Annotated in this window: 15 protein-coding genes; 6 read left to right on the forward strand and 9 right to left on the reverse strand. The window is 70.7% G+C overall.

Annotated features, from left to right (window positions below; translation table 11 throughout):
• Positions 1–55: 55 nt before the first annotated feature.
• Together IE198_RS04140 and IE198_RS04145 are read right to left on the reverse strand one after the other, a co-directional pair.
• Entirely contained in the window at positions 56–526 is a 471-nt protein-coding gene (locus tag IE198_RS04140) for an indole-3-glycerol phosphate synthase (RefSeq protein WP_189882640.1), read from the reverse strand.
• A 179-nt stretch (positions 527–705) separates the two neighbouring features.
• Complete coding sequence (locus tag IE198_RS04145; RefSeq protein WP_189882642.1) at positions 706–1,545, reverse strand: pyrimidine reductase family protein; 840 nt, start codon at positions 1,543–1,545, stop codon at positions 706–708.
• A 28-nt stretch (positions 1,546–1,573) separates the two neighbouring features.
• On the opposite strand from IE198_RS04145, the gene zapE reads away from it, so the two are divergent.
• The 3 genes from zapE to IE198_RS04160 all read left to right on the forward strand — a co-directional run bounded on the left by zapE (position 1,574) and on the right by IE198_RS04160 (position 4,617).
• Positions 1,574–2,659 (forward strand): cell division protein ZapE, encoded by a 1,086-nt coding sequence (gene zapE / locus IE198_RS04150; protein ID WP_373299755.1) that lies wholly within the window; start codon positions 1,574–1,576, stop codon positions 2,657–2,659.
• Positions 2,660–2,693: 34 nt separating this feature from the next.
• The gene (locus tag IE198_RS04155; protein WP_189882646.1) at positions 2,694–3,122 is read left to right on the forward strand and encodes an OsmC family protein; all 429 of its coding nucleotides are present in this window, start codon (positions 2,694–2,696) and stop codon (positions 3,120–3,122) included.
• Positions 3,123–3,228: 106 nt separating this feature from the next.
• Positions 3,229–4,617 carry an alkaline phosphatase PhoX gene (locus IE198_RS04160; RefSeq protein WP_373299756.1) on the forward strand — a complete coding sequence of 463 codons (1,389 nt, stop codon included), beginning with the start codon at positions 3,229–3,231 and terminating at the stop codon, positions 4,615–4,617.
• 419 nt (positions 4,618–5,036) lie between these two features.
• Here the strand turns inward: IE198_RS04160 and IE198_RS04165 are convergent, their stop codons facing one another.
• Positions 5,037–5,453 (reverse strand): organic hydroperoxide resistance protein, encoded by a 417-nt coding sequence (locus tag IE198_RS04165; protein WP_189882650.1) that lies wholly within the window; start codon positions 5,451–5,453, stop codon positions 5,037–5,039.
• Positions 5,454–5,565: 112 nt separating this feature from the next.
• Between IE198_RS04165 and IE198_RS04170 the strand changes: the two genes are divergently transcribed.
• Complete coding sequence (locus IE198_RS04170) at positions 5,566–6,030, forward strand: MarR family winged helix-turn-helix transcriptional regulator (RefSeq protein WP_189882652.1); 465 nt, start codon at positions 5,566–5,568, stop codon at positions 6,028–6,030.
• A gap of 115 nt (positions 6,031–6,145) precedes the next feature.
• Here IE198_RS04170 and IE198_RS04175 read toward each other — a convergent pair whose 3' ends face one another.
• The 6 genes from IE198_RS04175 to IE198_RS04200 all read right to left on the reverse strand — a co-directional run bounded on the left by IE198_RS04175 (position 6,146) and on the right by IE198_RS04200 (position 14,230).
• The gene (locus IE198_RS04175) at positions 6,146–7,264 is read right to left on the reverse strand and encodes a baeRF3 domain-containing protein (protein ID WP_189882654.1); all 1,119 of its coding nucleotides are present in this window, start codon (positions 7,262–7,264) and stop codon (positions 6,146–6,148) included.
• A 137-nt stretch (positions 7,265–7,401) separates the two neighbouring features.
• Entirely contained in the window at positions 7,402–8,334 is a 933-nt protein-coding gene (locus IE198_RS04180) for a carbohydrate ABC transporter permease (RefSeq protein WP_189882656.1), read from the reverse strand.
• The gene (locus IE198_RS04185) at positions 8,331–9,692 is read right to left on the reverse strand and encodes an ABC transporter permease subunit (protein WP_189882658.1); all 1,362 of its coding nucleotides are present in this window, start codon (positions 9,690–9,692) and stop codon (positions 8,331–8,333) included. The genes IE198_RS04180 and IE198_RS04185 overlap by 4 nt, the downstream gene beginning before the upstream one ends.
• Before the next feature lie 11 nt (positions 9,693–9,703).
• Complete coding sequence (locus IE198_RS04190) at positions 9,704–11,038, reverse strand: ABC transporter substrate-binding protein (protein WP_189882660.1); 1,335 nt, start codon at positions 11,036–11,038, stop codon at positions 9,704–9,706.
• Positions 11,039–11,064: 26 nt separating this feature from the next.
• Complete coding sequence (locus IE198_RS04195; protein WP_189882842.1) at positions 11,065–12,747, reverse strand: glycoside hydrolase family 13 protein; 1,683 nt, start codon at positions 12,745–12,747, stop codon at positions 11,065–11,067.
• A gap of 211 nt (positions 12,748–12,958) precedes the next feature.
• Positions 12,959–14,230 (reverse strand): ABC transporter substrate-binding protein, encoded by a 1,272-nt coding sequence (locus tag IE198_RS04200; RefSeq protein ID WP_189882663.1) that lies wholly within the window; start codon positions 14,228–14,230, stop codon positions 12,959–12,961.
• 169 nt (positions 14,231–14,399) lie between these two features.
• Here IE198_RS04200 and IE198_RS04205 point away from each other — a divergent pair, with 169 nt between their 5' ends.
• Both IE198_RS04205 and IE198_RS04210 read left to right on the forward strand, forming a co-directional pair.
• Entirely contained in the window at positions 14,400–14,906 is a 507-nt protein-coding gene (locus IE198_RS04205; protein ID WP_189882664.1) for a PadR family transcriptional regulator, read from the forward strand.
• Positions 14,903–15,679, forward strand: coding sequence for an ABC transporter ATP-binding protein (locus IE198_RS04210; RefSeq protein WP_189882666.1), 777 nt, complete (start codon positions 14,903–14,905; stop codon positions 15,677–15,679). Before IE198_RS04205 ends, IE198_RS04210 begins: the two co-directional genes overlap by 4 nt.
• Positions 15,680–15,681: the final 2 nt, after the last annotated feature.

A 15,681-nucleotide genomic window follows, 5' to 3' on the forward strand; every position in this document is an offset into this window, starting at 1 on the left:
TCTTCTCCCCAAGCTGTACGACTACGTGCGGCTGCCCACCTTATTGCCTGTGGCGCTACTCGCTGTGCGCGAAGAGCTTCAGTACCGGCACCCCGACCTTGTGGCGGGCTCTGGAGGCCCAGTCGCGGTGGAAGAACTCCTCGACGTAGTGCGGCTCGGTCAGGACGATCACCTCGTCGGCGTCCGCCTCGTCGACCACCGACTTCAGCCTGTCCAGTGGATGGTCCTCCACGAGGTGGCCGACCGCCTCGCAGCCCGCCGCGCGCAGGACGGCAATCGAGTGTTCCAGCGCGCGCTCGGCAGGTGCCTTGGCCTCCGCTCCCTCGGGCTCCTCGCCCTCCCGGACCGCCTCTCTCAGTTCGCCGACCGCCACGTCGTCGATCGCCCGCAGCAGCACGTCGGCCTGGTCGCCGCGCGGCTGCATGAGCACGACGAAGGAGACGCCCTCCTCGCCGTGCAACGTGGTGACGAACTCCACGTCCTCCGAGGTCAGGGGCTTCTCGATCATCAATACGCTTGTGAACACCTCAGGAGCCCTTCTGCGGAGACTGCCGGAACTGCGGGAACTGCGGGACCTGCGGAATCTGGGAGATTGGGAAGTCTGCGGAAACCATCCTTCCCCGTGCCCGCACGGGGTGCGCATTCAAGTGTGCCCGCCGCAGGCTAAGCGGAACGGTAAATTCCGCTGATTGTCGGAAGCTGCCGTCAAAGGCGTCGATACCGCGTGAACAGGAATCCGGCCTCCTCCAGTACGGAATCCAGGGCGAATCGCGCCGGATCCGGCAACCCCGGCCCGCCCGCGATGCGCTGCGCGTCCCCCACCGTCATCGTCGGCGACACCGTCAGGCACAGCTCATCCAGTACCCCGGCGGCGGCGAACTGACCCAACATCCTCGGGCCGCCCTCGGTCAGCAGCCGCACCAGACCGCGCTCCGCCAGCGCGTGCACCGCCCTGGCGGGCTCCACTCCGGGCCCGTCGCCTGCCACGACGACCTCCGCGCCGGCCTTCTCCGCCTCGTGCATCCGCTCCGGGGAGGCGGCCGCGCCGGTCAGCAGCAGGGTCGGCACCAGCGGCTCGGTGAACAGCGGCAGCGAGAAGTCCAGGTTCAGCGAGGCGCTGACCACGGCGATCGCGGGTACGGGTCCCTGCCCGGCGGCGGCCCTGCGCTCGGCGAAGGCCTCGCGGGCGCGGGCGGGTCGGTAGCCCTCCAGCCGCACCGTCTCCGCGCCCACCACGACGGCGTCGGCCAGGCCCCGCAGGGTGCCGAAGATCCGCATGTCGGCATCGGAGGAGATCGGCTGGGAGCGGCCTTCGTGCTGGGCCGCGCCGTCGAGGGAGGAGACCATGTTGGCGCGCAGCCAGACGCCGCCGCCCCCGCTGCGGGCCTCGGCCGCCCCATGACCGGGGTTGCCCCCGGCGGCCGTCTCGCCGCCCGCTGCCGTACCCCTTTCCGGGTACGCGTAGGCTTCGGCGAGCTCGTCCAGCGACCACTCCCGGTCGTCGGCTGCCGTTGTCTGGTCGGTCACAGGGAACAGGCGTCGCATACGGTGCAGTCTGGCACGGCGCTTACAGTTGAGTACTGTGCCGACCAGCCCGATAGCCGAAGCCGCTCCCCTGTCGCTGTGCGCCCGCGAGCCGCATGTCCCCGCCGACCGCCTGGTTGCGGAGATGGTGCCGCCGCCGCGTTTCGACTCGGTCCGCTTCGACACCTACGTGCCCGACCCTCAGCAGCCCAGCCAGGTCGAGGCGGTCAAGGTGCTGAGCGACTTCGCCTCCGGCCTCGGCGGGGCGCACGCCACCAGCAGCGGCCGGCGGCGTTGGTTCGCCAGGACCCCTAAGAACACAGCTCCCACCGGCCCCCGCGGCGTCTACCTCGACGGCGGTTACGGCGTCGGCAAGACGCACCTGCTCGCGTCGCTGTGGCACGCGACCCCGGCGGAGCCGTCGCTCAAGGCGTTCGGCACCTTCGTCGAACTGACCAACCTGGTCGGCGCGCTGGGCTTCCAGCAGACCGTGCAGACCCTGAGCGGCCACCGGCTGCTGTGCATCGACGAGTTCGAGCTGGACGACCCGGGCGACACCGTCCTCGTCTCCACGCTCCTCGGCCGGCTGGTCGACGCGGGCGTGGCGCTCGCCGCCACCTCCAACACCCTGCCGGGCAAGCTCGGCGAGGGCCGCTTCGCCTCCGCCGACTTCCTGCGCGAGATCCAGGGCCTGTCCGCGCATTTCCGCCCGCTGCGGATCGACGGCGAGGACTACCGTCACCGCGGGCTGCCCGAGGCCCCTCCCCCGTACTCGGACGAGCAGGTCACCAAGGCCGCGTACGCCACCGGCGGCGCGTCCCTCGACGACTTCCCCCACCTGCTGGAGCACCTCGCGAAGGTGCACCCCAGCCGTTACGGGGCGCTGACCGACGGGGTGCGGGCCGTGTGCCTCACCGACGTCCGGCCGGTGCCCGACCAGTCGACCGCACTGCGGCTGGTCGTGCTCGCGGACCGGCTGTACGACCGGGAGGTCCCGGTGCTCGCCTCCGGCCTGCCGTTCGACAAGCTGTTCAGTGACGAGATGCTGAACGGCGGCTACCGGAAGAAGTATTTCCGGGCGATCTCCCGGCTCACCGCACTGGCGCGTGACGCGAAGGCCTTGGTGGCGCAGTAGGTTTGGGCCGTAACCCGATCTGAAGGGAACCATCATGGCCACCACGCGTCAGGCCCACACCGTCTGGGAAGGCAGCCTGCTCGAGGGCAAGGGCGTCGTCACCCTGGACTCCTCCGGTGTCGGCGAGTACCCGGTCACCTGGGCTGCTCGGACCGAGCCCGCCCAGAGCGGCCGGACCAGCCCGGAGGAACTGATCGCGGCCGCGCACTCCAGCTGCTTCAACATGGCGTTCTCGCACGCCCTCGCCGGCGCGGGCACCCCGCCCACCCGTCTGGAGACCAAGGCCGAGGTGACCTTCCAGCCCGGTGAGGGCATCACCGGCATCCACCTCACCGTCGAGGGCAAGGTCCCCGGCCTGGACGAGGCCGCCTTCGTCAAGGCGGCCGAGGAGGCCAAGGTGAACTGCCCGGTCAGCCAGGCGCTGAAGGCCACGAACATCACACTGAGTGCGTCGCTCGCCTAGCACAGTGGCACCTTGAGGCACAGTGGCCCGCACGGTTACGTGTCGCGTTGTCTGCGTGATACACACGTGCGGGTCACATCTCCTGTCCTCCCCCATGGCCTTGGGCATGGGGGCGCCCCCCACAGGGAGTTGCCTTATGTCTGCAACACGACGTGCAGTTCTTGCCCGTACCGGCGCGCTCGGCGCAGGAATCGCCTTCACCGGCGCTTTCTCCGAACTCTTCGCCGGCACCGCCGCTGCCCGTGGACACGGCGGGTACGGACCGCTCGTCCCCGACCCCGGCGGTCTGCTCGATCTGCCGCGGGGCTTCAGCTACAAGGTTCTCTCCCGAGAGGGCGACCAGCTGCGCTCCGGCGAGGGACCGGTCCCGTCCAACCACGACGGCATGGCCGCCTTGGCCGGCCGCCGTGGCCGGGTGCATCTCGTCCGCAACCACGAGAACCGGCACAACGCCAGGATCGGCGTACCGGCCGTCGAGGGCCTGACCTACGACCCCATGGGCAAGGGCGGTTGCACCGCCCTCGAACTGGACGGCCGGGGCAATGTCCTCGGTGAGCGGGTCGCCATCGCGGGCACGGCGGTCAACTGCGCGGGTGGTCCCACCCCTTGGAACACCTGGCTGACGTGCGAGGAGACCGAGGACCGGGCCGGTACCAACGGCTACACCAAGGACCACGGATTCATCTTCGAGGTCGACGGCGCCGATCCGCACCGCACGGGAGCCGTGCCGCTCACCGCGATGGGCCGCTTCCAGCACGAGGCGATCGCCGTCGACCCCAGGAGCGGGATCGTGTACGAGACGGAGGACGCGTTCGAACGGCCCTTCGGTCTCTTCTACCGCTTCCTGCCGGACAGGCCCCTGGGCGGCACGGGTTCGCTCCGCGCCGGCGGCGCCCTGGAGGCGATGCGGGTACCGGGCGTGCCGGACCTGTCGGGGATACAGGAGATCGGTGCGTCGTTCGACCGGGTCGAATGGGTGCCCGTACCGGACAGCCAGGCGAAGCAAACCCCCATCAGGCTGCAGGACTTCGGGCCGAAGGGCATCACCCACGCGCAGAAGCTGGAGGGCTGCTACTGGGGCGGCACGTCGGTGTACTTCGTCTCCAGCTTCGCCCGCAGCTCGGAGGGGTCCGCCGGGGACCACTTCGGCCAGGTGTGGAAGTACGAGCCGCACCGCCGTCGCCTGACCCTGGTCATCGTCTTCGGTCCCGACACCGACGTCCAACTGCCGGGCGAGTCCCCGGACAACATATGCCTGGCGCCCAGCGGCGGGCTGATGGTCTGCGAGGACGGCAACGGCGCACAGCACGTGTACGGGCTGACCAAGCGCGGCGAGGTCTATCCCGCGGCGAGGAACGCGCAGAACATCGGCACCCCCGAGGAGCCCGAGTGGGGCGAGTTCGCCGGCGTCACGTTCTCACCCGACGGGAACACCATGTACGTGAACTGCTACTCGCCCGGCACCACCTTCGCGGTCACCGGGCCGTGGTGCTGAGCGGCTCTGCCGCCATGAGCCGACTCGGCCGCCGCGCCGTCCGGTGGGCGCTCGCTCGCATCAAAGGCTCACGGCCGGCCCGTGGGCTCCAGGGGCCGATCCGTCCACAGGACCTTGCCGCCCCGGCGTAGAGCGGGGCCCGCCGCAGGGGGACGTCCCTCGCGGCCGGCCCCTGGCGACGGGGACGCTGCCGCGCAGGACGTCGTCGATCACGGCGATGCCTGCGAAGCCGGGCACCACGGCCGTCACGAACGCCTCTGCCGTCGCCGTCACGTCGAGCGTCCGCCCGACCGGCTCGCGCGCGTGCTGCTGCGCGGGTCCGGTCCCGGCCAAGCCAAGGGGTTTCACCGCCTGCAGCACCTTTTGCCGGGTGGGCCCGTCGGGACGGGTCCACCCGGCAAAAGGGCTCGGCTGCCGGACTACTCGACGACGATCTCCACCGGCAGGTTGCCGCGGGTCGCCTTGGAGTAGGGGCAGTACGCGTGCGTCTTCTTCAGCAGGTCCTGGCCCGCCTCGCCCTGGAGGTGGTCGGGAAGCTCGACGCGCAGGACCAGGGAGAGGCCGAAGCCGCCGTCGGTCTCGTCCTTGCCGATGCTGACCTCCGCGGTCACCGAGGCGTCCTTGACGTCGATCTTCTCCTGCCTGCCTATGGCACCCATGGCGCTGGCGAAGCAGGCGGCGTACCCGGCGGCGAAGAGCTGCTCCGGGTTGGTGCCCTGGCCGTTGCCGCCGAGGGCCGCGGGGAAGGCGAGCGGCAGGTCGATCTGGCCGTCGGAGCTGACGGCGCGGCCTTCGCGGCCGTTGGCGGTGGCGACAGCGGTGTAGAGCGCGTCCATGGGTGTATCCCTCTTCGTTCTGGTCGGGGTCGGGAAACCGATGCCCCTGAATAGAAGCACACAATTAAGTTGCACACAACCCAATGGCGCGCAGCTTGGTATGGTGGGGGGCATGGAGAAGAAGACGCTGCGGGACGTCCCGGACGAGGACTTCCTCCGCCTTGAGCACCAGATCTGCTTCTCGCTGCACGCGGCGTCGCGAGCCTTCAACGGCGTGTACCGCACGGCGCTGAAGGACCTGGGGCTCACCTACCCCCAGTACCTGGTGATGCTGGTGCTCTGGGAGCACGGCGAACTGCCGGTCAAACAGATCGGCGAACACCTGCGGCTGGACTCGGGCACGCTGTCGCCGCTGCTGAAGCGCCTGGAGGCGACGGGCTACGTCGAGCGCCGGCGCAGCGCGGCGGACGAACGCTCGGTCACCGCCCGGCCGACGGCAGCGGGGAGCGCGCTGCGGGAACGGGCCCTGGGCACGCCGCGGCGCATCGCCGAGGCGACGGGTCTCACGCTGGAACGCATCCGCGCGCTTCGGCAGGAGCTGGACGAGCTGACGACGAGGCTGGACGCGAGCGCGTGACACCTGCGGCGAGCTCGCCCTTCCCCTGCTGCTGACGGCGTGGGGACCCAGGATTCAGGGGCTCGCCCCCCCTACCTCGCCGCGCCTCAATGGCCGGCGGGGCTCGATTTCCGCCCTAGTACCGCAACTCCGCCGCCACCCGGTCGTGCGACGTCAGAGCGTCGTCCGGCACGAACACCACCTCCGCGCCACCGTCCAGTGCCGCTTCCACCAGCTCGTCGACGATGTCCTCACGCACCGCGGGATCAGAGACCGCCGCCGATTCGTCGACCGGCCGCAGGTGCTCGCCGTCGACGCGGACCGTCCGGTGGTAGTTCTCCTCGACCACGACGAGCCCGGCCCGGCCCTCTCGTACCGACTGCCATACCTCGTCGAGGCCGGCCGCGAAGGCATGGCGGCCGATGGCCGCGTCGAGGCGTCGCTCGACGCGGGCCGCCTCCGCACGACGGTGCTCCTCAAGAGCGGGCCGCAGTTCCTTGAGCAGCTCCGGCGCGGGACCGTCGGTGAGTCCGCCCTTGACCACCCGCGCGGCCGGTGACAGGGGGCGCGCGGCCGTCGACGCCTCCTCGAGAAGGGCGAGGGCGGGCGCGAGGCCGACGAGGAACAGCGGCCGCGGCTCCGCTGCGAGTACGGCGGCGAGTGCGGTGTCGACGTCCCGCATGAACTGGCGTGTCGTTTCGTCGGTGAAGTTGCTCGGCACGTCGCCCTGGCGCATCTCGCGCTGCGGGTTGGGCGGTTCCTGCGGCCGCACCTTCGGGAAACCGCCCCCGGTGTGCTGCCGTACGGATGACTCCGAGCCGCTCCACAGCGTGGCCCGGTCCGCGGCCACCACCAGCACCCAGTAGGGCCTGGCCTGGGCCTTGGCGGAGACGAGGTTACGGGTGAGATAGCTGTCGCTGAGTACGACCCGCTCGGGCACGCTGCGCGGCAGGGTCCACAGCTGGTGGTCGTCGGCGCCGGCGAAGATCGCCAGGCCGTCGAGGGACCGCCGCAGGTCGACCCCGGCGACGGCCTGCTCCAGCTGCGCCTTGATGCCGCCCCGCGCCTGCCGGCCCACGGCTTCGTCGGCGTCGAGCCGGCGCCCTGCCTCGGCCATCAGATTCCGCAGCCGCACGGAGTCCTGCTCGTTGTACGGCTCGCGCCGGTGGGTGGGCATGGTCAGGGAAACCGCCGGATAGGCCTTCGGCTCCCGCAGCTTTCGCAGCAGCTCAGGTGTCAGAGCGTCGGTGTCCATGTCTCCCTCTCGGCTCGGCCCGTGCTGGACGGATCCACCTTCCCCCCGCGCCGCACAAGCCGCATCCGGACGGCACATGCCCGCCTGGCGGCTGGGCGCGGGGCGGGCATGGTCGGGGCTCGTCGAGGTGGCGGGGGCTACTTCACCGACCCCGCCATCACGCCCTGCACAAAGTGCCGCTGGAAGGCGAAGAAGACCACCAGCGGGACGACCAGGGACAGGAACGCCCCCGGCGCCAGAACGCCGATGTTGCTGCCGAACTGGCGCATCTCGGACTGGAGCGCCACCGTCAGCGGCTGCGACTCGCTGTCCGCGAAGAGCAGCGCGACGAGCATGTCGTTCCAGACCCACAGGAACTGGAAGATCGCGAGGCTCGCGATCGCCGGGCGCCCGAGCGGGAGGACGAGGCGGGAGAAGATCCGCCACTCGGAGCCGCCGTCCATCCGTGCGGCCTCCAGCATCTCCTTCGGGATCTCGGCGAAGTAGTTCCGCAGCAGGAAGACGGCGAACGGCAGCCCGTAGGCCACGTGGAAGAGGACGACGCCCGCGACCGTCCCGAACAACCCCACCGCGCCGAAGAGCTTGGCGACCGGCAGCAGCCCGATCTGGACGGGTACGACCAGCAGACCGACGACCACCAGGAAGATGGCGTCGCGGCCGGGGAAGTCCAGCCAGGCGAAGGCGTATCCGGCGAGCGCCGCGATGCCCACGACCAGCAGGGTGGTGGGGACGGAGATCAGGACCGTGTTCCAGAAGGCCTCGCCGATTCCGGAGTCCTCGAACAGCGCGGTGTAGTTGTCCAGGGACAGTTGCGACGGGTCGGTCAGCGCCGTCCACCAGCCGTCGGACGCGTTGTCGCGCTCCGAGCGCAGGGAGGAGAGGAACAGGCCCGCCAGCGGAGTGATCCAGACGAGCGCGACCAGGATCAGCACGGCCTGGACGGCGCCGCTGCCAAGCAGTGCGGTGAGCCTGTTCTTGCGCCGGGGGCGGGCGGGCGACGCGAGGGGGACGGGACGGGTGGCGACGGCCCGCTCGGCCGGCCGGCGCTCGACGGTGGTGCGGCCGCTCATGATCGGCTCCTTCGGAAGCGCCGGACGTTGAAGATCATGGCCGGGACGACCAGCAGGAGCAGCAGGACGCTCAGGGCGCTGCCGAGCCCCTGGTCGTTGCCGCCGCCGAAGGACACCAGCCACATCCGGGTGGCCAGTACGTTCGCCTCTTCCTGGACCGGCCCCGGCGCGATGATGTAGACGAGGTCGAAGACCTTCATCACGTTGATCACCAGCGTCACGAAGACGACGGTGAGCACGGGTGCCAGCAGCGGCACGGTGATCTTGCGGAAGATCTGGCCCTCGGTCGCGCCGTCCATCCGGGCCGCCTCCAGCGCGTCGCGCGGGATGGCGGCGAGTCCGGCGCCGATGAGCACCATCGCGAAGCCGGTCCACACCCACAGATAGGCGCCGATGATGGCCGGTGTGACGAGTGCCGGGCCGAGCCAGTTCACGCCCTGGTAGGGAGCGGCGAAGTTCGAGGCGGGCAGCCGGACGGTGTACTCGCCGTCGGCGAGGCCCTCGAAACGGAACGAGCCGTCGGCGGCGGTCGTCGCGCTTGCGGCCACCTTGCCGTCACGCACGGCCTCCACCGTCATGCCGGGAAGGCCCTTCTCCGCCGCGTCGACCTTGCCCAGGGTGCCGCCACCGCCCGGTGCGAAGTCGAGGTAGGCGACGCCGCCGATCTCGTCCGCGCCGGTCTTGTGGACAGCGGCGGGCCGGGCCTCGGACGGCATGGCGTCGGGCGCCACGCCGACGAACCCGAGGGTGACGGAGCCGCCTGGGCGGAGGGCTTCCGTCGTGGTGTACGGGCCGCCGGCCGCTCCGTCCAGGCCCTGGTCCTCGCGGGCGCGGGCCGTCGGGTACGCGGCCGGGTCCCCGAAGGAGTCGTGCACGGCGACGACGGCCGCGTTGATCACACCGCGGTCGGGGTCCTGCTCGTAGGCGAGCCGGAAGATGATGCCCGCCGCGAGGAAGGAGACCGCCATGGGCAGGAAGAGCACCAGCTTGAAGGCGGTGGCCCAGCGCACCTTTTCCGTGAGCACGGCCAGCAGCAGGCCGAGTCCGGTCAGCAGGACCGGTGCGACGACGACCCAGATGGTGCTGTTGCGGATGGCCTTGAGGGTGGCGGGGTCCTGGAAGATCTCGGTGTAGTTCGCCGCACCGACGAACTGCTCACCGCTCGCGTCGAACAGACTGCGCCCGACGGAGAAGACGACGGGGTAGACGACGAGTGCCCCGAGAAGCAGCAGGGCCGGAAGGACGAAGAGGAACGCGAGGCGGCGTTTGTTGCGCTGGGCCCGGCGCCGCGGGTCGGGCGCGGCGCCGGTCTGGGGGGCGCGGGCCCGGGGGGCCCGCGCGTTGAGAGTGTCGGCCATGGCGGTCGGCCTCAGTTCCCGTACGCCTTGGCGGCCGCGGCCTCGAGCTTCGCGGCGGTCGCCTTCGGGTCGGACGGGTCGCGCAGGAAGTCCTGGAGGAGCTTCCACTCGCCCGCGCCCTTGGTGCCGCCGAACGCCGCGGGCGCCTGGTCGGACATGTCGAAGCGGACCGAGTTGCCGGCCGCGACGAGGGACTCGGCCGTGGAGCGGGTGGTGTCGTCGCCGTAGGCCTCGAAGCTGACCTTCGTGTTCGGTGACAGGAACCCGCCGGCGCCGGCCCAGATCTCCGCGGCCTCCGGGGTGGCGAGGAACTCGAGGAGCTTCATGCCGGCCTCGCTGTTCTTGCCGTCCTTCAGGACCACGGCGGCGTCTCCACCACTGACGACGGGGGCCCTGCCGCCGTCGACGGCGGGGAACGGGAAGAACTTCGCGTCCTCGCCGAGCTTCCTGCCGAACTCGTCCTTGGCCATGCCGCCGACGAAGTCCCCTTCGTAGACCATGCCGGCCTTGGGCTCGGGGCCGAAGACCTGCTCGACGGAGGCCGGGAAGTCGGTCTGCAGCGCGCCCTTCGCGCCGCCCGCGACGAGCTGGTCGTCCTTGAACAGTTCACCGAGCGTGGTCAGCGCGGCGACGACGCTCTCGTCGGTCCACTTGAGTTCGTGCTTGGCGAGCTGGTCGTACTTCCCGGGTCCGGCCTGGGAGAGGTAGATGTTCTCGAACCAGTCGGTGAGCGTCCAGCCGTCCTCTCCGGCCACCGAGAAGGCGGGGCGGCCGGAGTCGGCGAGCGTGCGGCCGGTCTTGAGGAGGTCGTCGTACGTCTTGGGTTCGCTGACGCCGGCCTGGGTGAAGGCCTCGGGGCTGTACCAGACGGTGGACTTGTGGGCGGCCTTGAAGTAGAGGCCGTAGTACTTGTCGTCGACGGTGCCGTAGTTCTTCCACACCGGCGCGAGGGAGCCCCTGGCCGTCTCGTCGGTCTTGTCGGACAGCGGCTTGAGCCAGCCCTCCTGGGCGAACTGCTGGAGCACGCCGAGCTGGGGCACCATCACGACGTCGGGGGCGTTGCCGCCCTCGATCTTGCTGCCGACGAAGGTCGAGACGTTGTCGCCGGAGGGGACGAAGACGGTCTTGGCGCCGGTCTTCTCGCTGAAGGCGTCGAGCACCTTCTTGAAGTTCTTCTGCTCGCTGCCGGTCCAGACGCCGGCGACTGTCACGGTCTTGCCGCTGAGCTCACCGCCGCTCGCGGGGCCGGTCGTGCCGCCGCAGGCGGTGGCACCGAGAGCCAGGCCGAGCGCGGCGGAAGCCGCGGCCGTCGTACGCAGGGTGGTGTTTCTGGCGTTTCGTCGCATGGTGAAGGTCCTTCCAAGGGTGAGGGTCACGAGGCGGGGTGGTCGCCGGTCCACCAGGCGGCGGTCGCTCCGGGGAGCACACCGTCGGGGCAGGGGCCGCTGGAGAGCAGAGGGGTTCCGGTCACGGGGGCGGGCACCGGCTCCGTGCCGAAGTTGACGGCGCAGATCAGCCCGTCGCCGCGGGCCATCGCCAGCACCTGCGGGGGCGCGTCGAGCCAGCGCAGGGTGCCTTCGCCCAACTGCGGAAGGCTGCGCCGCAGTTGCAGGCCGTCGCGGTAGAGGTGCCAGAAGGAGCGGGTGTCGGCCAGGGCCCGATCGGTGGCGTGCTCCGCGAACCACTCGGGTTGCGGAAGCCACGGCCGGGCCCCGGCCGCGCCCTGGCTGAAGCCGAACGGGGAAGCGTGGCCGGACCAGGGCAGTGGGACGCGGCAGCCGTCGCGGATGCGCTTACGGCTGCCGGTGCGGTGGAAGATCGGGTCGGTGAGCACCTCGTCGGGGAGGTCCAGGACCTCGGGCAGGCCCAGTTCCTCGCCCTGGTAGACGTAGGCGGCACCGGGCAGCGCGAGCATGAGCAGGGCCGCGGCGCGGGCGCGGGCGGCGCCGAGGCCGCTGCCCTCCACGCCGGGCTCGCCCGCGTAGCGGGTGACGGTGCGGACCTGGTCGTGGTTGTTGAGCACCCAGGTGACGGTCGAGCCGGTGCCGGCGATGTCGCGTATCGCCTCCTCGATCGTCGAGCGGAAGGCGTCCGCGTCCCAGGGGGCGGAGAGCAGGTCGAAGAAGAAGGCCTGGTGCAGTTCGTCGGCGCGGACGTACTCGGCGTGTTCGCGGGCGGTCGGTACGGAGACCTCGCCGACGAGCAGCCGGTCCTTGCCGTCCCGGGCCGCGTACTCGTCGCAGACCGAGCGCCAGCGGCGCCACACGTCGTGGACCTCCGGCTGGTTCCAGGCCAGCTGGTTCACCGAGTCGCGGGCCCGCTCGTCCGCGTAGGGGTCGTCGGAGTCGGGCAGCTCCGGGTGCTTGAAGAGCCCCGCGGCGACGTCGATGCGGAAACCGTCGACGCCGCGGTCCAGCCAGAAGCGCAGCACCTGCTCGAAGTCGTCACCGACGGCCGGGTCGCGCCAGTTGAGGTCGGGCTGCTCCGGGGTGAAGAGGTGGAGGTACCACTCTCCGGGTGTGCCGTCGGGCTCGGTGACACGGCTCCAGGCGGGACCGCCGAACATGGCGCGCCAGTTGTTGGGCGGCTCGTCCCCGCCGGGGCCGCGGCCGGGCGCGAAGTGGAAGCGGGAGCGGGCGGCACCGCCGGGGCCTGCGGCAAGCGCCTCACGGAACCACGGGTGCTCACTGGAGCAGTGGTTGGGGACGATGTCGAGGAGCAGCCTGAGCCCGAGGCGGCGGGCGTCGGCCACCAGCCGGTCGAACTCGGCGAGGTCGCCGTAGACGGGGTCGACGCCGGTGTAGTCGGCGACGTCGTAACCGTGGTCGTGCTGGGGGGACGGGTAGAACGGGCTGAGCCAGATGCCGTCGACGCCCAGCTTCCTGAGATAGGGAAGCCCGGCCCGTACGCCGGCCAGGTCGCCGATGCCGTCCCCGGTACTGTCGAGGAAGCTGCGGACGTAGACCTGGTAGATCACCGCGTCGCGCCACCAGGGGTCTGGGGTGGCGGCGGAGCGGGCGGGGTGGCCGATGCCGGCCGGAAGCGTGCTGAGCATCTCGCGTCGACCTGTTCTGCTGGATGCGAGTGCGCCCCGGATCGGGTGCGCTGTCATGCATGCATGTTAAGTAGCAGCGACTGGAAGGTGTCAACGGTGTGTCCTAAAACTGCGGAAAGCTGGGATAGTTTGTCCCGGAATTCGGTGATCCAAAGAAGAAGAGCCCTACTTAACAGGTAAGTAGAGCTCTCTCGGTGAAAGCGCTGCCGGGTCAGCCCCTGCGGGAGATTGCGGCAAGCTCGCGCGCGAGCCGTGCCACCGCCTGGTCCGGCGTCTGCCGCAGCGCCATGACGTCCTGCGCCACCGCCTGCACGGCCAGGCTCACCTGGTCGTAGCGCGGGCTCTTGGGCCGCGGGACCGCCGACAGCACACTCTCGCGCAACGTCGGCAGATACGGATGGACCCTGATCAGCTCGGGGTCCTCGTAGAGCGCGGCACGGACCGGCGGCAGCGAGCCTTCGGTGAGGACCTGACGCTGGACGCGCTCACTGGTGAGATAGGAGATCAGGTCCGCGGCCGAGGCCGGATGGCGCGAGTGGCTGCTGACGGCGAGGTTGGAGCCGCCCAGCACACTGGTGCCCGGTCCCTCCGGTCCTGGCATCGGCACCACGCCGAACCTTCCCGCGACCTTCGAGTTCTCGGCGCCGGCGTCGGTGTAGACGTACGGCCAGTTACGGAGGAAGAGCAGCCTGCCGCCGGTGAACGCCTGCCGGGACTCCTCCTCCTTGTACTGGAGAGCCTCGCGGGGGATCCAGCCCTCCCGCACCCCGTCCGCCAGGAAGGCGAGCGCCTTGCGGGCGGCGGCGGAGTCGACGGTGACCCGGTCGCCGTCGTCCCGCAGGATCGACCCGTCGGCCGAGTGCACGGCCTCCGTGACGTTGACGGTCAGCCCTTCGTAGGGAAGGAACTGGCCGGCGTAACCGTCCAGGCCGTGCTCCGGGGCGATCGTACGGGCCTGGCGGGACAGGTCGGCCCAGGTGCGCGGCGGCTTCTCGCCCTCGCGCTCGAGGATGTCCTTGCGGTAGTAGAGCAACCCGGCGTTGGTGACGTACGGGACCGCGTAGAGCCGGCCGTCGAAGGTGGCGGTGTCGACGACCGGCCGCAGGAAGCTCTTCAGCGGGAACCGGTCACGGTGCAGCGGGGAGATCCAGCCCGCCGCGGCGAACTCGGACGTCCACGCCACATCGATGTTCAGCACGTCGAAGCGGTCGCTGCCGGATCGCAGCTCGCTGATCATCTGCGCCCGGGTCTCGTCAGCCGAGTCCGGCAGTTCGACCAGCGTCACCCGCTCGTCGGGATGGGCGCTGTTCCAGTCGTCGAGCAGCGGCGAGAGATAGTCGGTCAGATCGCCCGCCGTCACCAGCGTCATGGGCCCGCGCCCCTGGGGGTCCACCGACTCCGCCCGGGCGCCGAAACCGGCATAGCCGGTCAGCAGTACCGCCGCGACCAGGAGTCCTCTACCCGCGGCACGCATCCACCGCATAGGTTCCTCCCAGTGCACGATCCGGCTGCGCTGCCGACCACCGTGGCCTATATATACCCGTTAGGCATGGGCGATACTAGATGTCCAGGCAGAGAGGGCGAGTGCCACAGGCCACACGTCCACTGCACAGCCAACAGGAAACCATGTCAGCGGGAGGGAGGAGGAGCGCGTGCGGCTGCCGCTCCTGGCACTCCTCACCCGTGGCCCCGCGCACGGCTACGAGCTGAAGCAGGGCCTTGAACAGCTCCTCGGCGCCGCGTACCCTCAGCCGAACATCGGCCAGATCTACGTCACCCTGGGCCGGCTGGAGAAGAGCGGTCTGATCGACGGCGAGGACGTCGAGCAGTCGGGCCGGCCCAACAAGCGCACCTACCGGCTCACCGACGCCGGGCGTGAGGCGGTCCAGGCCTGGTTCGAGGAGACCACGGACGAGCCGAGGGTGCGGGACGAGTTCTTCATGAAGCTCGCACTCGCCCCGGAGTCGGGGCTCGCCGACCCGGTCGCCCTGATCAACAAGCAGCGGCGGCAGTACCTCAACACCATGCGGGACCTGTCGAAACTGGCCGCCGCCGAAGACCGGGACAACAGGATCTCCCAGTTGCTGATCGAGGGAGCCATGCTGCATCTGCAGGCGGACCTCGACTGGCTGGAGCGCTGCCAGGAGGAGCTGGAATGAGCGACCCCACAGCGCCGTCGGGCGGTGCCGCAGTCGCACCGATCGTGCGCGCCGAGGGCCTGACCAAGACGCACCACGGCGAAGGCGCACCGGTGCACGCCGTGCGCGGCGTGGACCTGACCGTCCGGCCCGGCGAGTTCGTCGCGGTCACCGGCCCCTCGGGTGCCGGGAAGTCCACACTGCTGCATCTGATCGGCGGCCTCCAGCGGCCCGACAGCGGGAAGCTGTGGCTCGACGGGCAGCGGGTCGACGAGTACCGCGAGGCCCGCTGGGCCGTGCTGCGGCGGCGCCGCATCGGCGTCGTCTTCCAGTTCTTCAACCTGGTCTCCAACCTGACCGTCGCCGACAACGTCGAACTGCCCGCGCTGCTCGCCGGCGCCTCGCCCAGGGCCGCCCGCGAGTCCCGCGCCGAACTCCTCGCCGAACTCGGCCTCGAAGGCCGCGACAAGTCCATGCCCGGCGAGCTCTCCGGCGGCGAGCAGCAGCGGGTCGCCCTCGCCCGCGCCCTGGTCAACCACCCCGCCCTGCTGCTCGCCGACGAACCGGCCGGCAGCCTCGACAGCAAGGGGACCCGGGAGGTCCTGCGGCTGCTCTCCCGCTTCCACCAGCGCGGCCAGACGATCCTGATGGTCACCCACGACGCCCGGATGGCCAGCGCAGCCGACCGTGTCATCAGCTTCTTCGACGGGCGCATCGCGGACGACGCCGAGCTCGGCGCCGGGCGACGCAGCCCGAGCGGCGGGGTGTCCGGCGTGCTCGAACTGAAGGAGTGACC

Origin of the sequence: Streptomyces xantholiticus, assembly GCF_014651015.1 — a bacterium.
GTDB lineage: Bacteria > Actinomycetota > Actinomycetes > Streptomycetales > Streptomycetaceae > Streptomyces > Streptomyces xantholiticus.

What these genes read in the sequence shown, in the direction of transcription:
- IE198_RS04190 (WP_189882660.1), bottom strand. Translation starts at nt 11,038, where the DNA reads ATGCGACGAAACGCCAGAAACACCACCCTGCGTACGACGGCCGCGGCT.
- IE198_RS04175 (WP_189882654.1), bottom strand. Translation starts at nt 7,264, where the DNA reads ATGGACACCGACGCTCTGACACCTGAGCTGCTGCGAAAGCTGCGGGAG.
- IE198_RS04200 (WP_189882663.1), bottom strand. Translation starts at nt 14,230, where the DNA reads ATGCGGTGGATGCGTGCCGCGGGTAGAGGACTCCTGGTCGCGGCGGTA.
- IE198_RS04160 (WP_373299756.1), top strand. Translation starts at nt 3,229, where the DNA reads ATGGGGGCGCCCCCCACAGGGAGTTGCCTTATGTCTGCAACACGACGT.
- IE198_RS04145 (WP_189882642.1), bottom strand. Translation starts at nt 1,545, where the DNA reads ATGCGACGCCTGTTCCCTGTGACCGACCAGACAACGGCAGCCGACGAC.
- IE198_RS04155 (WP_189882646.1), top strand. Translation starts at nt 2,694, where the DNA reads ATGGCCACCACGCGTCAGGCCCACACCGTCTGGGAAGGCAGCCTGCTC.
- IE198_RS04185 (WP_189882658.1), bottom strand. Translation starts at nt 9,692, where the DNA reads ATGGCCGACACTCTCAACGCGCGGGCCCCCCGGGCCCGCGCCCCCCAG.
- IE198_RS04180 (WP_189882656.1), bottom strand. Translation starts at nt 8,334, where the DNA reads ATGAGCGGCCGCACCACCGTCGAGCGCCGGCCGGCCGAGCGGGCCGTC.
- IE198_RS04195 (WP_189882842.1), bottom strand. Translation starts at nt 12,747, where the DNA reads ATGCTCAGCACGCTTCCGGCCGGCATCGGCCACCCCGCCCGCTCCGCC.
- IE198_RS04170 (WP_189882652.1), top strand. Translation starts at nt 5,566, where the DNA reads ATGGAGAAGAAGACGCTGCGGGACGTCCCGGACGAGGACTTCCTCCGC.
- IE198_RS04165 (WP_189882650.1), bottom strand. Translation starts at nt 5,453, where the DNA reads ATGGACGCGCTCTACACCGCTGTCGCCACCGCCAACGGCCGCGAAGGC.
- IE198_RS04210 (WP_189882666.1), top strand. Translation starts at nt 14,903, where the DNA reads ATGAGCGACCCCACAGCGCCGTCGGGCGGTGCCGCAGTCGCACCGATC.